Here is a 20,619-nt window from a genome sequence, read left to right as displayed (position 1 = left end):
AAGGCCATTTTAAGAGCCTTGTAATTGAGTCATGGATTGGAATATTTTAAGTTGAGTTGTTGTTGCTTTAGTTGTTAGCAGTACTCCAAGGGCTACAGAGTTGGAGAATGATGCCACAACCGACTACTTTTAACAGTTCTAAGACCCAATATCCCATTTGCATGGGCATTATTTCTGAGGAAACCGAGCGCACGGTTTCAAAGAAGGTTAAGTTGAGTCCCATGGTGCTCATTTGAGGAGTTAAGCCATAGGTGTCTACTAAAGCGATCGCCAATAAAATAACGGATAAGATAAGGGCAGTATGGCGTTTTGCGTCTGAGAGTTGATGTTGATTTTCTAAAACGAGTAAGCCGGTTAAGGTTAAAGCGGCACAGAGAGTTTCTACACGGTTAAAAATCCAAAAAATAGAATAACCAGCCGAGGCAAATCCCGGTTGAGTCATCATTCCAGCCGTATATAAACCTGGCATAATTACCAGATCGATAATGAGGGTTGCACTCAACCAGAATCCTAGAGCGCCTAGGAGGATTTGTTGCCAATTGAGGTTTTTCCCATTTGTTCCAGATAGAGTTCCCATTTCGTTTCTCTCGTACACTCTCTACTTTTTTGTTGTACCGAACTTTTGCCCCAACTGCGTAAGAGTGCAATATTTATTTATATCTATCGGATCGGGTGAACGATTTTTCTAGGATTCACTTCAGTTAATATTGAGAAGTGTAAAGAAAGCTAGCCAAAGGTCATGAATCACCCAAGTGGAGGAAGTCAAAATTTAGGGATATGAATTGAATGGGATTAAGGGATTTCAGGATCAAGCTATGAACGCACAATCCAAGCTCAGAATAGGAGCGATCGCCGCTAGTCTGTTGCTCTTATTGTCCGTAATCTCACTGGAAAGTCAGTCGGTGCAAGCTCAACCCATTTCTGCTTGTACGGCGATTTTAGGGGAAGAAGACCAGGAAAATGACCTAGGGATCTATGATGGTGTTGGCACAGAATTTTACACGAGATATTATGGTAGTCCTGGCGATCGCGTCTCAATTCTGCAAGGTGATCGAGATGGATTGGCGATCGCTAACGATAAATATGGAAACAATTGGGTAAAAGTAGAATTGCTTCAAAGTCAGGCTAGGGGATGGGTACGGCGAGATAATTTGAGTGAATTTGAATGTTATAATGAAGGCAATAGTGGGATACCCACAGGTGTAGTGGTGAAAGCGAAACCCCTACTGTATCGACTGGTAATTTCATGGAGTATCAGGTGATGGATCGACAAGCACTGGTGGTATTTGATATTGATGGGGTTTTGCGAGATGTGGGTCAATCCTATCGTCGAGCGATCGCCGATACAGTGGAGAAATTTACAGATAACCAGTATCGTCCCACTTTAGCAGATATGGATGAGCTGAAAAATGAGGGAATTTGGAACAATGATTGGGAAGCGTCTCAAGAGTTAGTGTATCGCTATTGGGTGAGTCAAGGTCACACGAGGGAGAGTGTGGCACTTAACTATGAGGAACTGGTGGAATTTTTCCAATCTCGCTATCAAGGCAGCGATCGCCAGAATTTCAATGGATATATTACCCATGAACCCTTATTGGTTACGGCGGATTATCTGTATGACTTGAATAACCACGGGATTCTATGGGGCTTTTTTAGTGGAGCAACGCGGGCAGAAGCCAAATATGCTCTAGAGTATCGGTTAAAGCTGTCGAATTTAGCGTTAGTGGCAATGGAAGATGCTCCAGGAAAACCCGATCCAACCGGATTATTTCAGGTGATTGAACAGTTAGATTCCGATCCAACACTACCGGTATTTTATGTGGGGGATACGGTGGCGGATATGAAGACGGTAGAGCGAGCAAGAGCAGAGCAACCGGATCGGTTATGGGTGGCGATCGGCATTTTACCGCCCCATGTGCAAGAAACTCCAGAACGGAGCCAAGCCTATGCCCAACGATTGGAAAGTGCTGGAGCGCAAAGGGTATTTAAAAATGTAGAAGATTTAGCCGTTGATCAGATTGAAGCGTTGATTTAAGTCTGGAATATTTAGATGGAATTTAAAATGGTCTCTCAACTCTACATTAGACCTCTTTCATCAGTCGGTAGAAAATGAAGGGCTTACCTCCATTCCCTATTCCTTGACTTCTCCCAACCCAAGCTGAAGGGTTCTAAACAACTCTATTCCCAAGCGTGAAGCCCGATATACCCTGAGCAACACCAACATCCCTAAAATACACAGCCCTTACCACAGCAATAACCATCCAGGTTTCCACCATTCTCCGGTATGCACTTCTACTAGATCGGAGAGACCAAATAGAGTAAAAATGGGGACTACCCATCGAGAAAGTGTAGCATGGGGGGGAGAGGGAAGGATCGATCTCCAACCTAATCCGAGAGCAAACAGTATCCATAAACTCGCTTCCATGCAGTTACCATGATGATAAATACCCTCTAACACTCGAATTTAAACCTCAGTACTAAGATAATGGAGTTTGAGTGCCAATCCCGATCTCAGTATAGCCAAATCACTTAAAGCCAAAATGAGGCGAATTTTAGCCCAACGGGAGAAACCTAACAGAGGATTAGATAACTTCATGATGGGTGCATCCAATCAAATTACCCAAAAGTTGTCTGTCTTGTGACAACAAGTACGGTAAAATGTTACAAATCTTAATAATGAATCGACAAAATGAGATGTGACAGTAAATATTCATTCATCAAGGAGATTTTATCCAATTGGCGATACTGCTGAATCAATGGATTAATAAAGCATCTGAAAAACTTCCCTTAAGGATAGTTTTAATTGTGCCATTCTTGGTACAAATATTTGTAGTCGTAGGATTAATTGGATATTGGTCTTATCGTAATGGTCAACAAGCCATTGAAGAATTAGCAACCCAGTTACGACAAGAAACCACCAGCCGCATAACCGATCATTTAAACACTTATTTATCCAATCCCCATTTAATCAATCGAATTAATCTTCACGACTTAGAAATGGGGAAACTAGACCTCAATGAGGTGACCTTATTAGAACGTCATTTTTGGCAACAAATACAACTTTTTCCCAATATATCTTATATTTATTTAGCCACACCAAAAGGTCTTTTTAGTGGTTCAGAAAATATCGTGAATGGTCAAGTTAGAACTGCCCATTGGAGCATAGAAGATCCGGACAAAATCTATGAAATTTGGGATGTGGATCAGGCCGGATATCGGACAGAAATATACGATCAATATCCCAATTGGGATATGTTTAGTAAGGCTTGGTATATAGCAGGAAAAAATATAGATAAACCGAGTTGGGGGAAAATTTACGTTTGGTCAAATCGCCCCAAGATCTCTTTGCCAGCCTTAAGACACTATTATAATGAAGATGGAAATCTAGAAGCGGTTTTAGGAGTTGATCTATCTTTGCTAGAGATCAGCACCTTTTTACAAACTTTAGAAATTGGTAAGACGGGTCAAACATTTATAATCGAGCGGAATGGATTATTAGTTGGTTCCTCAACAGATGCATCACCTTTAATTCAAGGAGAAGAAAAACCGCAACGGTTGCCAGCAAGGGATATGGATAATCCATTAATTCAAGCAACTGCAAAATTTTTAGAAAATGAGTTTCCAGATTTTAACGATATATCAGGGAGCCAACAGCTAAAATTCAAACTAGGAGACGAATGGCAGTTAATTCAAGTCACTTCATATCGCGACGAATATGGATTAGATTGGTTGATTGTCGTGATTATTCCTGAATCTGATTTCATGGCTAAAATTAATGAAAATAATCGCACGACTATTTTACTGTGCTTCATAGCTTTAGGTGTGGCAACTATATTGGGAATTATGACTTCCCGATGGATTATCCAAGATATCTTAAGCTTGAATGAAGCCGCAAAAAAAATATCTCTTGGGGACTGGGAGCAGCAGTTAAATATTCATCGTTCCCATGAGTTGACAGAATTGTCTCGATCTTTTATGTTCATGTCCGAAAAACTTAAATCATCTTTTGAAACGTTACAAAAACAAAAAGATGATTTAGATCAAACAAATGTGCGGCTTCAGCAACTCGATCGAATGAAAGATAGCTTTTTAGCCAATACATCCCATGAGCTAAGAACACCATTAAATGGAATTATTGGGATTGCCGAATCTTTGATGGATGGAGTAGCGGGAGAACTCTCTCCTGTCACTCGTTCTAACTTATTTACCATTATTGCTAGCGCTCGTCGCTTGTCAAACTTAGTCAATGATATTTTAGACTTTTCTAAGTTACAACATCAGACCATTACGTTGCAACTCAAACCTGTCGATTTGCATTCAATTGTTGAAATTGTTTTGACTTTATCGAAACCATTAGTCGCTCAGAAAGACGTAAAACTGATTAATAATATCCCTAAAGACTATCCCCCCGCAGAAGCGGACGAAAATCGCTTACAACAAATTTTTTATAACTTGGTTGGTAATGCCATTAAGTTTACTGAGTCGGGAATTGTAGAAGTTAGTGCAGAAGCGCTCAAATCTTCTAGTCATAACTCTGAAATTGCGGTTTCAGTGTCTGATAGCGGGATTGGAATTCCTGAAGATAAATTGGAGAAGATTTTTGAATCTTTTGAGCAAGCAGATGGTTCAACAGAGCGGGAATATGGAGGGACAGGATTAGGGTTAGCAATTACTAAACAATTAGTAGAATTACATCAGGGTAAAATTTGTGTTAGTTCTCAGGTTAATAAAGGCTCAAAATTTACTTTTACACTACCTGTCTCATCTGGTAAAGTGTCTAACAACTCATCAACCTTGACCCTCCCAAGTAGTGAACTCAAAGTAGAAGATAAGTGGGAATCTCTTGAAGAGATACATCAGGTAGAAGTAGAAGAAAAATCACAAATTTTGATTGTGGATGATGAACCGGTAAATCGTCAAGTTTTAGTCAATCATTTATCTTTGAATGACTATGCTATCTGCCAAGCAAGTACCGGTCAAGAAGCGTTAGAGTTAATCGATAATGGATTAAAACCGGATTTAGTTTTGCTAGATGTCATGATGCCCAAAATGACGGGATATGAAGTAACGAGACGATTACGGGAAAAGTTTAATATTACAGAATTGCCCATTTTATTATTGACGGCAAAAAATCAAATTCAAGATATTGTCGCGGGTTTAAAGGTAGGGGCAAATGATTATCTTACTAAACCCATTGCTAAGGATGAGTTATTAGCCCGTTTACGGACTCAGCTCAATTTGAAACGTTTGAAGGCGGAAAACTTGTATTTAAGTGCAGAATTGGATATTATTCGCCGGATGCAAGAGATGGTATTACCCTCTACATCTGAGTTGAGGGCGATCTCCACTTTAGATATTGCTGGATGTATGCAACCGGCGGAAGATGTGGGTGGAGACTATTATGATGTCTTAGTGGAGGGAAATCGCCTCACAATTGGGATTGGTGATGTTACTGGCCATGGACTCGAAAGTAGTATCATCATGATTATGGCTCAAACCGCTGTCCGTACTCTGCAAGAAAGTAAACAAACCGATCCCGTAGAATTCCTATCGATTCTCAATCGCACTCTCTATCACAATATTGAGCGCATGAATTCTGATAAAAGTATGACGCTCGCACTTCTAGACTATAGCAATGGAATCATCCAACTCAGTGGACAACATGAAGAGATGATCGTTGTTCGATACAATGGAGAAGTTGAACGAATTGATACAATTGATTTAGGATTGCCCCTAGGTTTAGAAGCTAACATCAGTCAATTTATTTCCTCTGCTCAAATCGCACTCAACCCTGGAGATGTAGTGGTTTTGTATACGGATGGGATTCCCGAAGCAGAAAACAAAGATAGAGTCTTTTATGGTATTGATAAACTGTGTAAAGTGGTTCAAGCTCATCATCACCAATCGGCTGAAGAAATTCGCCAGGCAATTATTGTTAATGTTCAGAATCATATTGGCCAACATACAGTATTTGATGATATGGCCCTAGTCATTCTGAAACAAAAAGAGCCTCAACTTCCTACTTAATTATTCTCTGAATTCACAAATTTGTTATAGCTCTCTGGATCGGTTCTCAATTGAACATTGAGACTGGGAATTTTTTCTTCTTCTATCAGCTCCAATATTCTAATATTTAAACTCTCTTGAATGTTATAGTAAGAATCTAAGTCTTGTACTTTAACGCGGATATCAAAGACACGAGCATTGCCATCAATCTCTTTTAAAAAGACCGTGCATTTGGCATGCACTCCTTCAATGGAAGGTGCAATCTCTCGGAGACGCTCGCAAATCCGCTGAGTCTTTTTCGCACAGATACCATCAACTCTTAGCTTGAGTAGAATTCCCCACATTAAGGGATCGCCACTACTTCCCACTTGAGTCCAGTTTTCCACAATGCCAGAAATCATCTTCGAGTTAGGGATTTTTACTGTCGAACCCCAGGGGCCAATTTTTAGTTCGGTACTTCTAAAGCCAATATCTATCACTTGAGTGAATCCGCTCAACCCTTGAACCATAATCCAATCGCCTTGGTGATACAGTCCATCGGAGAAAATAATGAAGGTACAAAACCAGTCATAGAGAATATCTTTGAGTAACAAACCGATGGTGATTCCGGCACCGCCGAGTAGTCCAACTAAGGCTCCTGTGGAAGCTCCTAGGAAAATTTCTGCGGCTTTGATCACCATGATAACAATGGCAGCCGTTTGGAATATTTTGGGTAAAAATGGCCTAATTATTTCCTGAAATTCTCCTTCAGAACCAATAATAACTGTAGAAGCAATTTCAGCGAGTAAACTGGAGGCTCGATAAATAATATAAGCCATAATTACGACCCCTAACCAGCTCAATAAGCCATCAAGGGTTTGATTAAGTTTCGGGGTCAGGTTTTCAGAGAGAACTAACTGAATTGCCCAAATCCCTCCTAAGATAACCAGCAAACTAAAGGAAGGCTTGAAAATCTCGACTAGTTCATCATCTAAGGTTGTTTCTGTGGCTGCTGTTATTTGTTCAATCTTACGAATCACCAGTTTAGAAATGACTTGCCGTAAGAATTGAACAATAACCAGAATCAATAAGACAATTATCCATTTAGGTAAGGGGATACTGAATAACTGATAGGTAACCAATTTTTCCCAAATTTCCGCGATCGTCATCGGGTTTCTCTCTCCAACAGGATCAATGATTTAAGTCATAGACGGATTATCGGGTTTGAGAAAATTAATCTGACTATCTTCTGGTGACTTAAACCGAATAATCCGTTGAGGTAACAAAGGTGGAATTCCTGCCCGATCAAAAGCCTCTTTGATCATATCTCGGACAACTCCTTGAATTTCGTCATGGATGCCTCTGGGGTTACTGGTTGGCTTGAGTTTTGTCATGGTGCGAATGATCATATGAGAGGTCGTAAATTCCTCAATTCCATTAAAGTCAATGGGTTCTAAAACTTCGGGGTGATTCGCTTGTAACTCTTCACTAACTTGTCCTAAAATTCCATAGATTTTCTTGACATTTGCTTCATAGGAAATTGGGATATCGACTACGGCATAGATAAAATCTCTAGAATAGTTTACAACCTCTTCAATATTTCCATTACGAATGATATAAACTTGACCATTAGGATGGCGAATGCGAGTCGTTCTGAGTTCAATGGCTTCTACAACCCCTGAAGCGTCTCCTGTCTCCACAAAATCTCCAACTAAATAATAGTTTTCAAATAAAATAAAGAACCCACTGACCATATCGTTAATCAAGTTTTGTGCCCCTAAACCTACGGCTAAACCCAATAAACCCGCTGCGGCTAAAATGGGGGTGGGGTCAATTTCAAAAACATCTAAAATCAAAATACCAGCACCAAAGTATATCAAGTATTTAGATAAACTTTGCATCAGTGGCGTAATCGTCATCCGTCGCTGCTTCTGCGTGTCTGATAAGCTTTGATCGGACAACATAACTTCTTCAAGGAGGAGTTGACCCAACTCAATAAAGACACGACTGAGGAGGATAATGACAATTAAATTAATCAGTTTTTCTCCAATATTGGTCAACCCAGTAATTGCCTGAATTAATCCAATGACTTGGGTGACCATATTGACATAAATCACAGCTTCTAAACAGCGTTTAGCGAAGGGGACTAAATGCTTAAGATTGCTATAATAGCGACTGACTAAGCTGTCTTCCTTAAAATAAGATTCAATGAGATTATCGAGGCTATCAATAATCGAAGTTGCTGCTTGCAAAATGAGGATACTTAAAGCAACAATGAGATACCCAATCAATAGGGTTTTCAAGTAGCTTATGAGTGTTTCTGGTAACTTAAAAGAGTATCCACTGAGATATAAGGTCAGCAGCCAAAGGGTATTGGTGGCATGAAACTTGGTGTTTGCTAAAAACGGATCGGTTTGATCGTAAACAGCAGTTAGTTTAGCAAAAACAGCAAACTCTTTTACTTTTTTACCGGCTGGGTTGAGAACCGGATCAAGATAACGGATAATGGTAAAGGTAACGATAACTAGACCGCTGGTAATAAAGAGTCCAAACAATGTCGTTTGCCATAACTGTTTGGGTATATTTTGAAACAATCCTAGGGTGTACTTGAGTAAGTCTTTTTCACCTCGATAAATCAAAAAGACATTGGATAAAACTATGGCAATACTGAGGAAAAACCAAGAAAATGCTAGGATTTTTTTCGAGTATTTCCGAAGCCTATCAATTTGGCTTTTTTTGTCTTTCAGCCATGATAAGTGGTAGCTTTTCTTGAAGAGGAAATTTATCGCCCATTGCAGCACAATAAAGGCAACTAAAACGACTGCTAACTCACTGATGACAAAGATAAGATTGTATAAGTTTTCCATCATTTTGTTTCTATGGGATCGAATCTCAACCTAAGTTTTTCTGGCTCAACCCTGCTTTACTCATCAGAAAAACTCCTAGTTGTTGGGATTAATCACTCTAAAGAGTGACTGCGTCAAAAAACGCAGTTCCTAAGTATAAATCAAAAACCATGCTATATATATAAAGATTTTTATCTGAAGTTATAAAATCTTTACAGTTTGTGACTTCTATCAATAGGTATTTATAGAAGGAGAGTAGCACATGGATGAGCATTAATACCAATCAGGTGCTGCACCGGTTTGGGGTAATTCTGTAATGGGTTTTACGTTTGATCCATCTCGATTAATTGTAAAAATTAGATCGGAACCATTGCGAGTGGAGCGGAAAGCGAGCTTGAAACCATCGGGTGACCAAGTGGGTTCGAGGTCTCGTCCTGGGTTGCGGGTTAAGTTAACGAGGTTGGTTCCGTCTGCATTCATGAGATAAATATCGGCATCACGGGTAAAGTAACCGGGTTTAAGTTGAAAAGATTCAAAACTAAAGGCAATTTTCTCTCCATCAGGAGACCAAACGGGGGTGTTGTGAATGCCTTCACGATCGCTCAATTGAATGACATTAGAACCATCTGCATTCATGAGATAAATCTGGAAACTCTTGCCATCAGAGCGGTTCGACGTAAACAGGATCTGCTTGCCATCAGGAGACCAATCGGGAGATCGCTCCACTGCCGGATGATGGCTAATATTGGTTTGCCTGGTTCCATCAGGATTCATGACAAAAATATCCTGATTCCCGTTGCGATCGGAACTAAAGGCAATTTTCTCTCCATCGGGCGACCAAGTGGGGTAAAATTCCCAAGCGGGATTGATGGTTAATCGTCGTTGATCTCCACCATCGGCGTTCATCACATAAATTTCCCGATTTAAGTCCCGGTTGGAGACAAAGGCTATTTTACGGCGATCCGGTGACCAAGCCGGTAAGCCATCATCCCGTAAAATATGGGTCAGGCGCTTAGGATAGGAACCATCGTCATTCATGACATAGATGGACATATTGTTTTCCCGCAGGGACTGAAATACAATTTTCGGTCTATTCGCGACAAAGCTATGGGTGGTGGTTTGGCAAAGAATCACCAATAAAAAAGCAAATAAACTTAAGCGAATGGCGATCGCTCCTAATTTAACTAATTTAACTCTCATTGTTGCTCCCTACTCACCACCTTTTGACTCTTCTGCGATCAGCGCGTAAATGATAATCCCAATCAAGACTAAACCTAATGTGATAGATACTAAGATACTCATCATGCAACTAAAAATCCTCCTGAGCTTGAAGTGATTCTAAACTGTTGCACCCTATGTTATAGCAGTTGATAGTAGATAGTAGATACAGCGCTTGGCGCTGGGGAATAGGGAATAGGGTTGTGGTACATAGAGAGAGAGGATTCAAGCTTGTGTTTCATAATGCAAGCAAAGTGCTGTTATGATATCCCAAAGGTGAGGAAAGGGGCGATCGCCACTTCGCCCCTAGTTTCCCTACTCATACTAACCAATGACCCATGACCGATTATCCACTCCCCGCCCGTAGCGATCTCCTAGAAACTACCGATAATATTGGGTTATTTCCTGTAAATTTTTCACTCGAAATCCTTCCCCCTTAGCTGCCATTTGCCATTGTCCATCTTGTAAATAGACTTCTGCCATAATCATCCCAGTCATTCCCGCATAATTGGAACCCGAAAGATTATACCGCGCAATCTCCTGATTATTCGACCGGTTAACCAAGCGCACAAACGCATTTTTGACTTGCGAAAACTCCTGCTTTCGCGATAAGCACTCATAAATATTGACCACAAATACCAACTTTTTGATCCCTGGCGGCAGTTGGTCTAGCGATACTAAAATCTGTTCATCATCCCCTTCTCCTTCTCCCGTCAAGTTATCGCCCAAATGGGTTACTGCTCCTGAAGAATGGCGCAAGTTTCCAAAATAGACTAAATCCGTAACTCCCTTCAGCTTATCTTGGTCGTCCAAGCAGATTACCGACGCATCTAAATCCAGATTGGCCTCTTTTTTTAGAATTCCCAATAATCCCTTTGATTCGACAACATCCCAACCTAATCCACACAGCAAACTTTTCAAGCCCGGAGCAATTTTCTCTAAGGAAATTCGTTGTCCTTTTTCTAGGTTAATCCCCATAATTTTGAGCCTCAGTTACAGATATCGATCCAATAGAGCCTGCAAACCGCCTTGATAACCAGAACCTACTGCATTCATGCGCCATTGTCCATCACGGCGATAGAGTTCTGCCATAATTAACGCTGTTTCAATGGAATAATCTTCGGCCAAAGGATAGCGGAGTAATTCGTTTTTAGTAGAAACATCCACTAAGCGCACATAGGCATTTTCTACCTGACCAAAATTCTGTTTGCGCTTCTCGGCTTCATGAATGGTTACGGTAAACACGATTCGATGAACTTCTGGGGGCACTTTTTGCAAATTGACAATGATTACTTCATCATCACCTTCTCCTTCTCCGGTCAAATTATCCCCCATATGTTCAATGGACTTATGGGTATCGGGACTCACCTTATTATTATAGAAAATGAAGTGCTTATCGGAAATGAGTTTCTCATTTTCTCCCAACAGAAATGCGCAGGCATCTAAGTCAAAATCATAACCGGTATCGGTGGCTTTTACATCCCATCCTAAACCCACAAATACGGCTTGTAAGTTGGGGGCGACTTTATCTAAAGAAATTCGTTGGCCTTTTTGCAGACTGATGCTACTCATTAGTGTCTAAATTGAACGTCAAGGTGTGCAGTAAATCATTTTGATTCTATCCTAGTGTATCGAGTGGTTTAACGGCCTGACCAGGGTCAAAGCGGATTTAATATGAAGATTTGTAACAGAATGCCGTGAGTGCCCTTACACAGATGACAGATAAACAGAAGGGTTCATGACACACTAGGAACATCTGATAAACGATAAACCCTTGATGGTGTGTAATGGATCAAAATCAGCCGGGGGGGAAGGCTCCCTTGTTCGCCAAACTGCAACAGTTAATCCAGGAAACCTGTGCCCAGCCTCCTTTGAGTTTAGAACGGCAAAAAGGATTGGCTCAACTGGTGAAATGGATTCAACATTCCGGCAAACTGTGGAAAGAAGCGGTTCCTCACTATGAGGATGCTCTCCAACAAACCTGGTTTTATGTCTGTCGTAACCTCTGTGAAGCGGCAACGGGGGCAGCTTACGATGCTGAAAAAGGGACAATTATTACCTGGATTAATGCTTATTTGAAGCGTCGATTGCAGGATAACCGGATTGAAGGATTTCAGCAACAAAAAACTAGAGTGCAAGCCTATCGGACTTTTGAGGGAGAAGTGTACGATCCGATCGATGATTTACCGGCTCCTTCTCCGATTCCTCCGGTGTTGGAAGAGATACATGACTGGGTCAAAACTGATGCAGGGGGAAAGTTAAGACGGATTCATATGCGCGATCGCCCCGATGTCAACTGCCAAGTGTTAATTTTACGCCGTTTACCCCCAGAAACATCTTGGAAAGACTTAGCCCAGGAATTTCAGGTTGATAAAAACACCCTGAGCAGTTTTTATTCTCGTCAATGTTTACCCCGCTTGCGGGAATTTGCTCAATCTCAAGGGTATTTTTAGGGAATGGGGAATAGGCAATAGGTTTCAAAACTGAAAAACAGTCCTAACCGACCCATTTTTAATTTTTAATTTTTAATTGAGACATGACTACTATTATTGATGAACATCTGTTAATTCTTCCGATTCCAGAGCGCTATCGCCAATGGGCGAATCAGTTTGCTCAGGAACAACTGACACCGGAAAAAGTGAGGCAAGTTTATGTGAATACGTTGGCGGTTTTAGGGGTTGATGATTGTCTGCAAATGTTGGGCATAGAAACGGATCGAGAAGCGAGTGATAGCTGGAATCCGGTGATGCGATATGGTGGAGATTTAGCCGATCTGGAAGTGGTGAATTTGGGAAAATTAGAATGCCGAGCGGTGCGCGAAGGAGATACGGTTTGTCCGATTCCTTTAGAAGTTTGGTGCGATCGCATTGGTTATGCAATTGTGGAACTAGCAGAGGGCGATCGCCAAGTCACAATCCTCGGTTTTGTCCCCCAAGTTATGGACGAAACTCTGCATTTAGATCAGTTGCAACCCTTAGAAGCCTTACTGGAGCATTTATTTAATTTACGCTCTGCTTCCACTCCAGTTAATCTCTTAACGCCCATGATTCAATTAGGAGAGTGGTTAACGGGAATTATCCCCCCTGGATGGCAAGCAGTAGAAGAGCTATTGAGTTCCGATTTAGTCCTGGGATTTAACTTTAGATCGGCTCAATCTCCTGTAACCCTTCGTCAAGCAAAACCCATTGATGTGGGCGATTTGAGTTTGATCTTAGTGGTAGAAATTGAAACTGCTGTGGATGAATCGATGGATATTCGTCTGCAATTGTATCCAAGTGGAGAGCGAGCCACATTACCCCCAGGAGTAGCATTTGTTTTACTTGGCGATCGCCAAAATCCTCTCTTAACCGCCCTATCCCGTTCTCAAGATCGAGGATTACAACTGCAATTTAGTGCAGAACCCCAAGAAATCGTTAGCATTCAGGTGAATTATAACGATCGAACTTGGACACAAACCGTTCAAATTTAACCGTTATTTATAGCTGTTCTGGGTTAATTCCCTGCGATCGCAGCAATTCAGCAAGTCGTTCAGCTCGTTGGCGTTCTTGCTGTAACTCCAATTCAGCATTTTCTGCTCGCTCGCGTTCCTGCTCTAAATCCAATTCAGCCCTTTCTGCTCGCTCGCGTTCAATTCTCGCTCGTTCATCTCCTGTTAATAGCAAATTACCCTGATTATCCCACCAGCGCAGCCAAGGTAATTCTAAATTTCCATACTGTCCTCGCCAAATTCCTAACTCTACACCCATAGGCTGAATTGGATAATGACTTCGCTCATTGGCAGTCACTAACTCATAGCGATCTTCGATTAAATGATAAACTTCTACACTGGCCTTCTGCACTTCATAGATCGCGTAAAAAGCTGGACGGATGATTTGTTCGTATACCCAAAATTTACCGGGTTTTTGCCCTTTTTTCTGCACTTTCGATAGGGGAGTGGTATCTCGTTCTTCTGAACCATCTCCTGATACAAATTCGATGGCAATTAAAGGAGGAATAAATTCTTGCCATAGCACATAGGAGCGCCTCGCTCTACCCTCAAGAGTGGGAGGAACGTTAGGAACATAAAACCAATCCGGACATTCTGCTCCTCTTTCTAGGGGTTCTGTCATCCTCCAATAGATGCCACAATCTTGACCGATCGCATAGTATTGGTCTGGGTGCAGGCGATCGAGTGTCGATTGAATCGAATCTGTCAGTAAAATACTTTGGGGATGCTCCTGAAAGTTTTTCACGAAAGTACCATCGGAGTCAGGCAGTTGGGTATGGTCAGGAAGAGTGAAATTTTTGAGTTCTGATGATTTGGCGATGGTCATAGGGAATCGTTTCTCATCGCAGGGGATGGATGACAGTATAGCATTTGAGCTTGGCCCTGTTACTGGTGGAGACTTTTCTGATTCGCCCCTTTTTTAAGGGGGGTTAGGGGGGATCGAAATGTAACGTTTTCTTACAAAATCCGTAATTTTGCATAAAATCAGCCCCAAAAAACTGACTACTCTATAGAGGCTTCTATGGCTTCTGTTGTTAAATACTCAGTATGGGAGTCACAAATGATGAATTCATTCAATGCAAAACACTTACTGCTCGGATTAGCCGTAGGTATCAGCACCACTATGGCTACAGCACAAACCGCTCATGCAAGTACATTAATGTACGCATCAACATATCGGAACAACAGCACGGTTGGACTGATTAACCAAGTGACTGGAGAATACCAGACCATTGGCAATACCCCATTCATGACAGATATTGCACTCACTGACTCTGGAGCGCTCTTTGGTATCACTTCTTCCCACTTGTATTCCATTAATACTGATACCGGTGTATCGACATCCATTGGTCGAGTGGGAGCTAATATGGTTTCCTTGGGTTTTACAGATGAGGGTCGTTTATATGGAGCCGGAGGTAATGGTTTTTATGAGATTGATGTGAGTACAGGTCAAACGTCCTTGGTCTCTGCTATTCCTGGATTTTATAGTACCGGTGACGTTGTATTTGACTCTGTAAATCGTCGATTTTTAGGCACATCAGGAGGAGCTTCAGTAAATAGCTTGTGGTCAATTGAGCTAGATGGGAGAGCAGCTCAGATTGGTTCTATTGGTTACGGCCATGTGATTGGTTTAGCCTTCAGCACTCCAGAAACTCTTTTGGGATATACGGGTGATGGTAAACAGTTGAGTATCGATTTGGCTACCGGTCAAGGCCTGTTTCTCCAAAATATATCCAACCGACCTGGATTTTTAGGAGGAGCAGCGTCATCTCCAACCAATGGCAAATCTATTGAACCAACATCCGTTCCAGAACCTTCTTCTGTTCTAGGAATATTAGCCTTGGGTGCGTTGGGTGTCGGTTCCCTGCGTCAACGGAAATAGCGCTAAAGCAACTTGACTGCTCTGATTGAGAAAGTGCAAAACCTGGAAGTTGAGTGATTTTGTTGCAGAGATGGAGAAGAGCGATCTCCTGTAACTTTAAGCGTTGTCATTGTGATTGTAGGGGAGTTTATTCCTCCTACAGGTTTAACGAAGACTCGATTTCCTGGCGCAGGCGGTAGAGGATGGCTTGAGAGTCAAGTTCTTGTAAAATTTGCTGGATGACACTGCTGGGGCCTAAGTTACCCCAGGTACAGCCTTGTTGGAGATAAACGCGGGTAATTTGTCCGACTTGATACGCACCATAACCGGCGATCGCCCCTTGGAGAATCGCTCCAGGAATCCAAGCCGTTAAACCGGCAGTTTCTCCAGTTGCACCGGCAACAGTAGCAGCAGTTTTACCAATTCCCAGGAGGATGGTTACCACCTCTCCTAACACTAACCCTCCAGAACTTAAGAACATGGTTCTCCAGAGTTTTCGAGCTTCATGTCGGTTCAGAGGTAAGCCATATAAGCGACTGAGGGCACGAATCAGCGCTAAATCGGCGATCGCTCCCCCTGGAATGTCTAACAGGGCGATCGGATTAACAGCAATAGCTAAGGCTTTGGAGCGGGTATACTGCCAAATCAGAGCTTCTGCCTGTTGATGATGAACCTCTAAAGTTTTTTGGGCAATTCTAACTTCTGCTGCTTGGGTTTGCACTAACGCATTAAGAGCAAGGAGCGATCGCCCTTCACGATTGAGTACCTGCAAAATTTTCCCCCGCAATTCCTCAATTTGCGGTGCAGGATATTCCCATTCATACCGCACTTCACCATCCGATAATTCCACTCGCACTTGTCTAGGCATCGGTTCGGCAGCCACCCGTACCATTTCCTGAGTCGTTAGCAGTTGTTTTAACTCTTGGGGTTGCCCCAATTGTTGCAGGTTTCGACTAATTGCTTCTAAGTCCGGATCGGGATATAAATCGACTTTATTAAAAACTAAAATTAACGGTTTATGGGTATGGGCTAAAAACAGCAGGGCATCATATTCTGTTTGGGTAATATCTCCCGCCACCACAAACAGAATTAAATCCGCTTGTTGGGCGACTTCCCTGGCCATATCTGCCCGCACTTCTCCCCCGATTTCATCAAGTCCAGGTGTATCGATTAACTCGATTTGTACTTTACTTTGCCCCTGGGGTATCCAGCGCACCGATCGCGGCCATTGCGTCACCCCATGAATGGGCCCGGTGGGCAGAATTTTTTGACCGACTAATCCATTCAAAACCGCAGATTTTCCCCGACTGACCAACCCAAATGCAGCAATCCGAATCACATTTTGATCGAGTTTTTCCAGGTTAGCATTGAGTATTTTCAGTTCCGGTTGAATGGCCACAGTAGCACTCTGACGCAGCAAGGGGCTATACTGGGCCAGCGATCGTCGAATACTAGCACGAGCTAGGTTGAGATGATTTTCTTGACGGTTTGATCGGCTACTCAAGGGATCTAGTGGCTCTCTTAATCATATAGTAATTTTACCATAATTATGACAGAATAGATAGAACAATTGAAAAGGAATAACTTACTTAATCTGAACCTATTTTTTTAGGTGATGGAGCCAGGGCAGTAATATCCTTAAAACCCAATGATTGCGCCCTAAGTCATCTAGCTCGTTCTGGATGTCACAACCTTGATCAAAATGTTGCTTAGGGAAAAGAGTTGATCATGAAGTATATTTCTACAATATTACCTCGAAAAATATCTCTAAAAGTCGTTTTAATTGTTCCCTGCTTTCTCCAGTTAGTTACTATCGTTGGACTGGTTCAATATTTTGGTTATAATACCAGTCGATCATCTGTTGATAATTTAGCCTATCGATTATTAGATAATACTTCGAGGGAAATTATAGAAAAAGTTAATTTGTATATCAAAATCCCTCAAGAATCCCTGAAAATGAATAAAACAACTCTTAAAAGAGGGGACTTTGACTTAAATAATATTGACTCCTTACAGCCTTATTTTTGACACCAATTTCGTCTGTCTCTTTTTTTAAGATCTATTCGGTTTTCCGACGAGACTGGGCAAGAGATTAGCTATGGAAAGTTGGACAGTGAAGAATTGGTTAAAAAGGCGCAAGATTTAACCGATGAACCTTTACATAAAGGGATGTTATACTGGGCGCAAACAAACATATCTGACCCAGGGAAACGAGACTACTATACAGTCGATAGTATAGGGAAGCCTCAGCGCAAAATTTATCAGTTCCCAGTCAATAACCAGGATTTAAATTGGTATCGTTATGCTCAAAATGCCCCAAAACAGAGTTGGTCTCCCGTTTTCTTCTATCAAATTATTCCCAGTTTAGGGTTGTATGCAATTGCCCCTATTCGGGATCGAAACGGACACTTTCAGGGTGTCTTTTCCTCAGATTTGCCGCTATCAGCATTGAGTACATTTTTGAGCGAGTTAAACTTCTCTAAATCGGGTCAAAGTTTTATTTTAGAGCGTTCCGGAAAGTTGATCGCCACATCGACCTTAGAAACTCCGTTCATTAAGTCAGAGAAAGGGGAACTCCAACGGTTAAAAGCAACTGAAAGCGAAAATAAACGAACCCAAGCGATCGCCTTAGCGCTTCAAGAGTATTTTGGTACCTTGAATACTGTCCAAGAAACTCGAACCTTAGACCTCAAAATCAAGGAGCAAAGCGAGTTTGTGCGAATTACTCCCTACCAAGATGAATATGGACTCGATTGGTTGATTGTTGTTTCGATTCCAGAATCCGATTTTGCGGCTGAAATTAATGCCAATCAAAAAAGCACCTTAAAATTATCGGCGATCGCCCTAATCGTTGTCCTAGGAACTGGAACCTTAACTGCACGGATTATTGCCACTCCAATTAAGCGCCTCAGCCAAGAGAGTATAGCCTTAGCCCAACGATGCTGGGAACCCTCTATGGGCAAGGAAAGTGCGATCGCCGAAATTTCCCTTTTATCTGATTCGTTCCATCGGACTGCCGAGCAACTTCAAAACGCTCTAGAAGAATCTGAAGAAAAATTTGCCACTATTTTCCGTACTAGCCCCGATCCAATTGCTATTGCTAATCTTCCCGAAGGACGGATTATAGAAGCCAATAATCGAGAGATTGACTTCCTAGAATACTCTCGTGAGGAAGTGATCGGTCATACTACGGTAGAATTGCAACTTTGGGCAAATCTGGGCGATCGAGAACGATTTCTAGAGATGCTACAATCCCAAGGAAGCGTTTCTAATCTAGAAGTGCCACTACAAGTCAAATCCGGCGCGATTAAAATTGCACTCGTTTCGGCTGAATTATGCCACATACAAGACCAAAACTATGTCCTCGTCGTCACCAAGGATATTACTGAGCGCAAACAACTTGAATTATCTATCCAAGCCTCAGAACAAAAACTCAAAAGAATTTTTAATAGCGTCAGTGCTGCCATTACTTACTTACAAGTCTATCCGGATGGCACCTGGAAAATCAATGAAGTCTCTGAAGGCAGTCACATCATCTCTGGCTATCATCCTGGCGAATTAATGGATCCTTTTTTTTGGGTTTCCCGTATCTATCCCGATGATTGGCAACCGATTGAAGAGCAAGTTTTGGCCAATATTTTTGCTGGGGAAATCGGAGCCTATGAGTATCGGATTTATGATAAAACTGGCAAGACTCGATGGATTTCCCAAACCAGTAGTTCTACGTGGGATGAAGAGCAACAGTGCTGGAATGTAACATTCATTTCCTTAGATATCAGCGATCGCAAACAGCTAGAACTCGAACTGCAACAAGCCAAAGAAGCCGCCGAATCCGCCAATCAAGCCAAAAGTACCTTTTTAGCCAATATGAGCCACGAACTTCGCACTCCCCTGAACGCAATTCTTGGCTATCCGCAGCTTTTAATCGAGAGTCCCAGCCTGTCTCAGCGCGATCGCGAATTTGTACAAATCATTCAAGACAGTGGAGAATATTTACTCAGCTTAATCAATCAAGTCCTCGATATTTCCAAAATTGAAGCCGGTTATATCACATTTGAGCCTCAAAACTTCAAACTAGAAACTCTACTCGAAAATCTTGAAGTGATGTTCGTACCGAAAGTGAATAAAAAAGGACTAGTTTTGGAAATTAATAGGCAATCGGATATTCCTGAAATTCTGAATACTGATGAAATTAAACTGCAACAAGTTTTGGTTAATTTACTCAATAATGCCATTAAATTCACTTCTCAAGGTTCCGTAACTCTCAGCATCCAACTCTCAACCGGTGATCGCCTCCGTCTACAATTTCAAGTGAGCGATACTGGGGTGGGTATTGCCCCAGAAGAAATCCAGGATCTTTTTCAGTCTTTTGTTCAAACTCAAAGTGGTATAAATAGTCAAGAAGGAACAGGGCTGGGGTTAGTCATTAGCCAAAAAATTGTCAATTTACTCGGAGGTCAATTAACAGTAGACAGTGACCTAGGAAAAGGTACAACTTTTAAGTTCGATATTCCCATTGCCCAAGAATCAAGCATTTGTAACTTGAAATCAAGCCATGGCTATAAGTCAGTTAGGCTTGCACCTAAGCAACATCAGTATCGAATTTTGGTAGTTGATGACAATCAAATTAATCGTCAACTCTTGGTAAATATGTTAAACAATTGGGGCTTTGAAATCGCAGAAGCAACCGATGGGGAACAAGCAATTCTGCAATGGAAAACGTGGCAACCCGATCTGATTTTTATGGATATGAGAATGCCCAAACTGAATGGTGAACAAGCCACTCAAGTCATCCGTCAACAACAAACTCCAGATAACCCAGTTGTGATTATTGCCGTAACCGCTAGTGCATTGGCAGAAAACCGCAGCCAAATTCTAAGTATCGGCTGTAATGATTTTATTGGTAAACCCTTTAAGACCGATCGCATTATTAACAGTCTAAAAAAACATCTTCATGTTGAATTTGTCGAAACCTCTACGTCTGACCAATCTACCTCTGTCATTCCCTCATTCACTGTGGAGCAATTACGCCATCTGCCCCAAGCCTGGCGTAAAAACTTCCAACAAGCTGTCCTGAATGGAGATCCAGACTATATGTTACAGCTCATTATTGAACTGGAAGACTACGATGAGAGTCTGGCTAAATCCATAGAGGCTCTGGCAGATGCTTGTGAGTTTGAAGAGTTATTTGAACTTGTCGATCAAATTGATAAAATTTAGGA

The 20,619-nt window shown here is 41.7% G+C and carries 17 protein-coding genes; 7 read left to right on the top strand and 10 right to left on the bottom strand.

Annotation, left to right across the window (positions count from 1 at the left end):
- Positions 1-67 precede the first annotated feature (67 nt).
- Entirely contained in the window at positions 68-577 is a 510-nt protein-coding gene (locus J7529_RS03270; protein WP_318727816.1) for a DUF4149 domain-containing protein, read from the bottom strand.
- A 238-nt stretch (positions 578-815) separates the two neighbouring features.
- On the opposite strand from J7529_RS03270, the gene J7529_RS03265 reads away from it, so the two are divergent.
- Together J7529_RS03265 and J7529_RS03260 are read left to right on the top strand one after the other, a co-directional pair.
- The gene (locus tag J7529_RS03265) at positions 816-1,262 is read left to right on the top strand and encodes a hypothetical protein (protein WP_318727815.1); all 447 of its coding nucleotides are present in this window, start codon (positions 816-818) and stop codon (positions 1,260-1,262) included.
- Positions 1,262-2,035 (top strand): TIGR01548 family HAD-type hydrolase, encoded by a 774-nt coding sequence (locus tag J7529_RS03260; RefSeq protein WP_318727814.1) that lies wholly within the window; start codon positions 1,262-1,264, stop codon positions 2,033-2,035. Before J7529_RS03265 ends, J7529_RS03260 begins: the two co-directional genes overlap by 1 nt.
- 207 nt (positions 2,036-2,242) lie before the next feature.
- Here J7529_RS03260 and J7529_RS03255 read toward each other — a convergent pair whose 3' ends face one another.
- Positions 2,243-2,425 (bottom strand): hypothetical protein, encoded by a 183-nt coding sequence (locus J7529_RS03255; RefSeq protein WP_318727813.1) that lies wholly within the window; start codon positions 2,423-2,425, stop codon positions 2,243-2,245.
- 39 nt (positions 2,426-2,464) lie between these two features.
- The gene (locus J7529_RS03250; protein WP_318727812.1) at positions 2,465-2,596 is read right to left on the bottom strand and encodes a hypothetical protein; all 132 of its coding nucleotides are present in this window, start codon (positions 2,594-2,596) and stop codon (positions 2,465-2,467) included.
- A 140-nt stretch (positions 2,597-2,736) separates the two neighbouring features.
- Here J7529_RS03250 and J7529_RS03245 point away from each other — a divergent pair, with 140 nt between their 5' ends.
- Positions 2,737-6,027 carry a SpoIIE family protein phosphatase gene (locus J7529_RS03245; protein WP_318727811.1) on the top strand — a complete coding sequence of 1,097 codons (3,291 nt, stop codon included), beginning with the start codon at positions 2,737-2,739 and terminating at the stop codon, positions 6,025-6,027.
- Here the strand turns inward: J7529_RS03245 and J7529_RS03240 are convergent.
- From J7529_RS03240 to J7529_RS03220, 5 genes are all read right to left on the bottom strand, one after another.
- Positions 6,024-7,154 carry a mechanosensitive ion channel family protein gene (locus J7529_RS03240; RefSeq protein ID WP_318727810.1) on the bottom strand — a complete coding sequence of 377 codons (1,131 nt, stop codon included), beginning with the start codon at positions 7,152-7,154 and terminating at the stop codon, positions 6,024-6,026. The two genes, J7529_RS03245 and J7529_RS03240, sit on opposite strands and share 4 nt — an antisense overlap.
- Positions 7,155-7,184: 30 nt before the next feature.
- Positions 7,185-8,855, bottom strand: a complete 1,671-nt coding sequence (locus tag J7529_RS03235) for a mechanosensitive ion channel family protein (RefSeq protein ID WP_318727809.1) — start codon at positions 8,853-8,855, stop codon at positions 7,185-7,187.
- A gap of 249 nt (positions 8,856-9,104) precedes the next feature.
- Positions 9,105-10,031: a hypothetical protein gene (locus tag J7529_RS03230; RefSeq protein WP_318727808.1), complete on the bottom strand. Its 927-nt coding sequence runs from the start codon at positions 10,029-10,031 to the stop codon at positions 9,105-9,107.
- A gap of 399 nt (positions 10,032-10,430) precedes the next feature.
- Positions 10,431-11,027 (bottom strand): TerD family protein, encoded by a 597-nt coding sequence (locus J7529_RS03225; RefSeq protein ID WP_318727807.1) that lies wholly within the window; start codon positions 11,025-11,027, stop codon positions 10,431-10,433.
- A 15-nt stretch (positions 11,028-11,042) separates the two neighbouring features.
- A complete protein-coding gene (locus J7529_RS03220; RefSeq protein WP_271945316.1) occupies positions 11,043-11,621 on the bottom strand; it encodes a TerD family protein in 579 nt (192 codons plus the stop codon).
- A gap of 215 nt (positions 11,622-11,836) precedes the next feature.
- Here J7529_RS03220 and J7529_RS03215 point away from each other — a divergent pair, with 215 nt between their 5' ends.
- Positions 11,837-12,502, top strand: coding sequence for a hypothetical protein (locus tag J7529_RS03215; protein WP_318727806.1), 666 nt, complete (start codon positions 11,837-11,839; stop codon positions 12,500-12,502).
- 83 nt (positions 12,503-12,585) lie between these two features.
- Complete coding sequence (locus J7529_RS03210) at positions 12,586-13,518, top strand: DUF1822 family protein (RefSeq protein WP_318727805.1); 933 nt, start codon at positions 12,586-12,588, stop codon at positions 13,516-13,518.
- A gap of 7 nt (positions 13,519-13,525) precedes the next feature.
- Here the strand turns inward: J7529_RS03210 and J7529_RS03205 are convergent, their stop codons facing one another.
- Entirely contained in the window at positions 13,526-14,362 is an 837-nt protein-coding gene (locus tag J7529_RS03205) for a Uma2 family endonuclease (protein WP_318727804.1), read from the bottom strand.
- Between the two features lie 234 nt (positions 14,363-14,596).
- Here J7529_RS03205 and J7529_RS03200 point away from each other — a divergent pair, with 234 nt between their 5' ends.
- Positions 14,597-15,418 carry a PEP-CTERM sorting domain-containing protein gene (locus J7529_RS03200; RefSeq protein ID WP_318727803.1) on the top strand — a complete coding sequence of 274 codons (822 nt, stop codon included), beginning with the start codon at positions 14,597-14,599 and terminating at the stop codon, positions 15,416-15,418.
- Between the two features lie 136 nt (positions 15,419-15,554).
- Here J7529_RS03200 and J7529_RS03195 read toward each other — a convergent pair whose 3' ends face one another.
- Entirely contained in the window at positions 15,555-16,901 is a 1,347-nt protein-coding gene (locus J7529_RS03195) for a GTP-binding protein (RefSeq protein ID WP_318727802.1), read from the bottom strand.
- A 602-nt stretch (positions 16,902-17,503) separates the two neighbouring features.
- On the opposite strand from J7529_RS03195, the gene J7529_RS03190 reads away from it, so the two are divergent.
- Positions 17,504-20,617, top strand: a complete 3,114-nt coding sequence (locus J7529_RS03190) for an ATP-binding protein (RefSeq protein ID WP_318727801.1) — start codon at positions 17,504-17,506, stop codon at positions 20,615-20,617.
- Positions 20,618-20,619: the final 2 nt, after the last annotated feature.

The sequence above is a fragment of the Roseofilum sp. Guam genome, from assembly GCF_017746735.1.
GTDB classification, from domain to species: Bacteria; Cyanobacteriota; Cyanobacteriia; order Cyanobacteriales; family Desertifilaceae; genus Roseofilum; species Roseofilum reptotaenium.
This window is presented reverse-complemented; position numbering and strand designations above follow the sequence as displayed.

What these genes read in the sequence shown, in the direction of transcription:
- J7529_RS03270 (WP_318727816.1), bottom strand. Translation starts at nt 577, where the DNA reads ATGGGAACTCTATCTGGAACAAATGGGAAAAACCTCAATTGGCAACAA.
- J7529_RS03265 (WP_318727815.1), top strand. Translation starts at nt 816, where the DNA reads ATGAACGCACAATCCAAGCTCAGAATAGGAGCGATCGCCGCTAGTCTG.
- J7529_RS03260 (WP_318727814.1), top strand. Translation starts at nt 1,262, where the DNA reads ATGGATCGACAAGCACTGGTGGTATTTGATATTGATGGGGTTTTGCGA.
- J7529_RS03255 (WP_318727813.1), bottom strand. Translation starts at nt 2,425, where the DNA reads ATGGAAGCGAGTTTATGGATACTGTTTGCTCTCGGATTAGGTTGGAGA.
- J7529_RS03250 (WP_318727812.1), bottom strand. Translation starts at nt 2,596, where the DNA reads ATGAAGTTATCTAATCCTCTGTTAGGTTTCTCCCGTTGGGCTAAAATT.
- J7529_RS03240 (WP_318727810.1), bottom strand. Translation starts at nt 7,154, where the DNA reads ATGACGATCGCGGAAATTTGGGAAAAATTGGTTACCTATCAGTTATTC.
- J7529_RS03235 (WP_318727809.1), bottom strand. Translation starts at nt 8,855, where the DNA reads ATGATGGAAAACTTATACAATCTTATCTTTGTCATCAGTGAGTTAGCA.
- J7529_RS03230 (WP_318727808.1), bottom strand. Translation starts at nt 10,031, where the DNA reads ATGAGAGTTAAATTAGTTAAATTAGGAGCGATCGCCATTCGCTTAAGT.
- J7529_RS03225 (WP_318727807.1), bottom strand. Translation starts at nt 11,027, where the DNA reads ATGGGGATTAACCTAGAAAAAGGACAACGAATTTCCTTAGAGAAAATT.
- J7529_RS03220 (WP_271945316.1), bottom strand. Translation starts at nt 11,621, where the DNA reads ATGAGTAGCATCAGTCTGCAAAAAGGCCAACGAATTTCTTTAGATAAA.
- J7529_RS03215 (WP_318727806.1), top strand. Translation starts at nt 11,837, where the DNA reads ATGGATCAAAATCAGCCGGGGGGGAAGGCTCCCTTGTTCGCCAAACTG.
- J7529_RS03210 (WP_318727805.1), top strand. Translation starts at nt 12,586, where the DNA reads ATGACTACTATTATTGATGAACATCTGTTAATTCTTCCGATTCCAGAG.
- J7529_RS03205 (WP_318727804.1), bottom strand. Translation starts at nt 14,362, where the DNA reads ATGACCATCGCCAAATCATCAGAACTCAAAAATTTCACTCTTCCTGAC.
- J7529_RS03200 (WP_318727803.1), top strand. Translation starts at nt 14,597, where the DNA reads ATGATGAATTCATTCAATGCAAAACACTTACTGCTCGGATTAGCCGTA.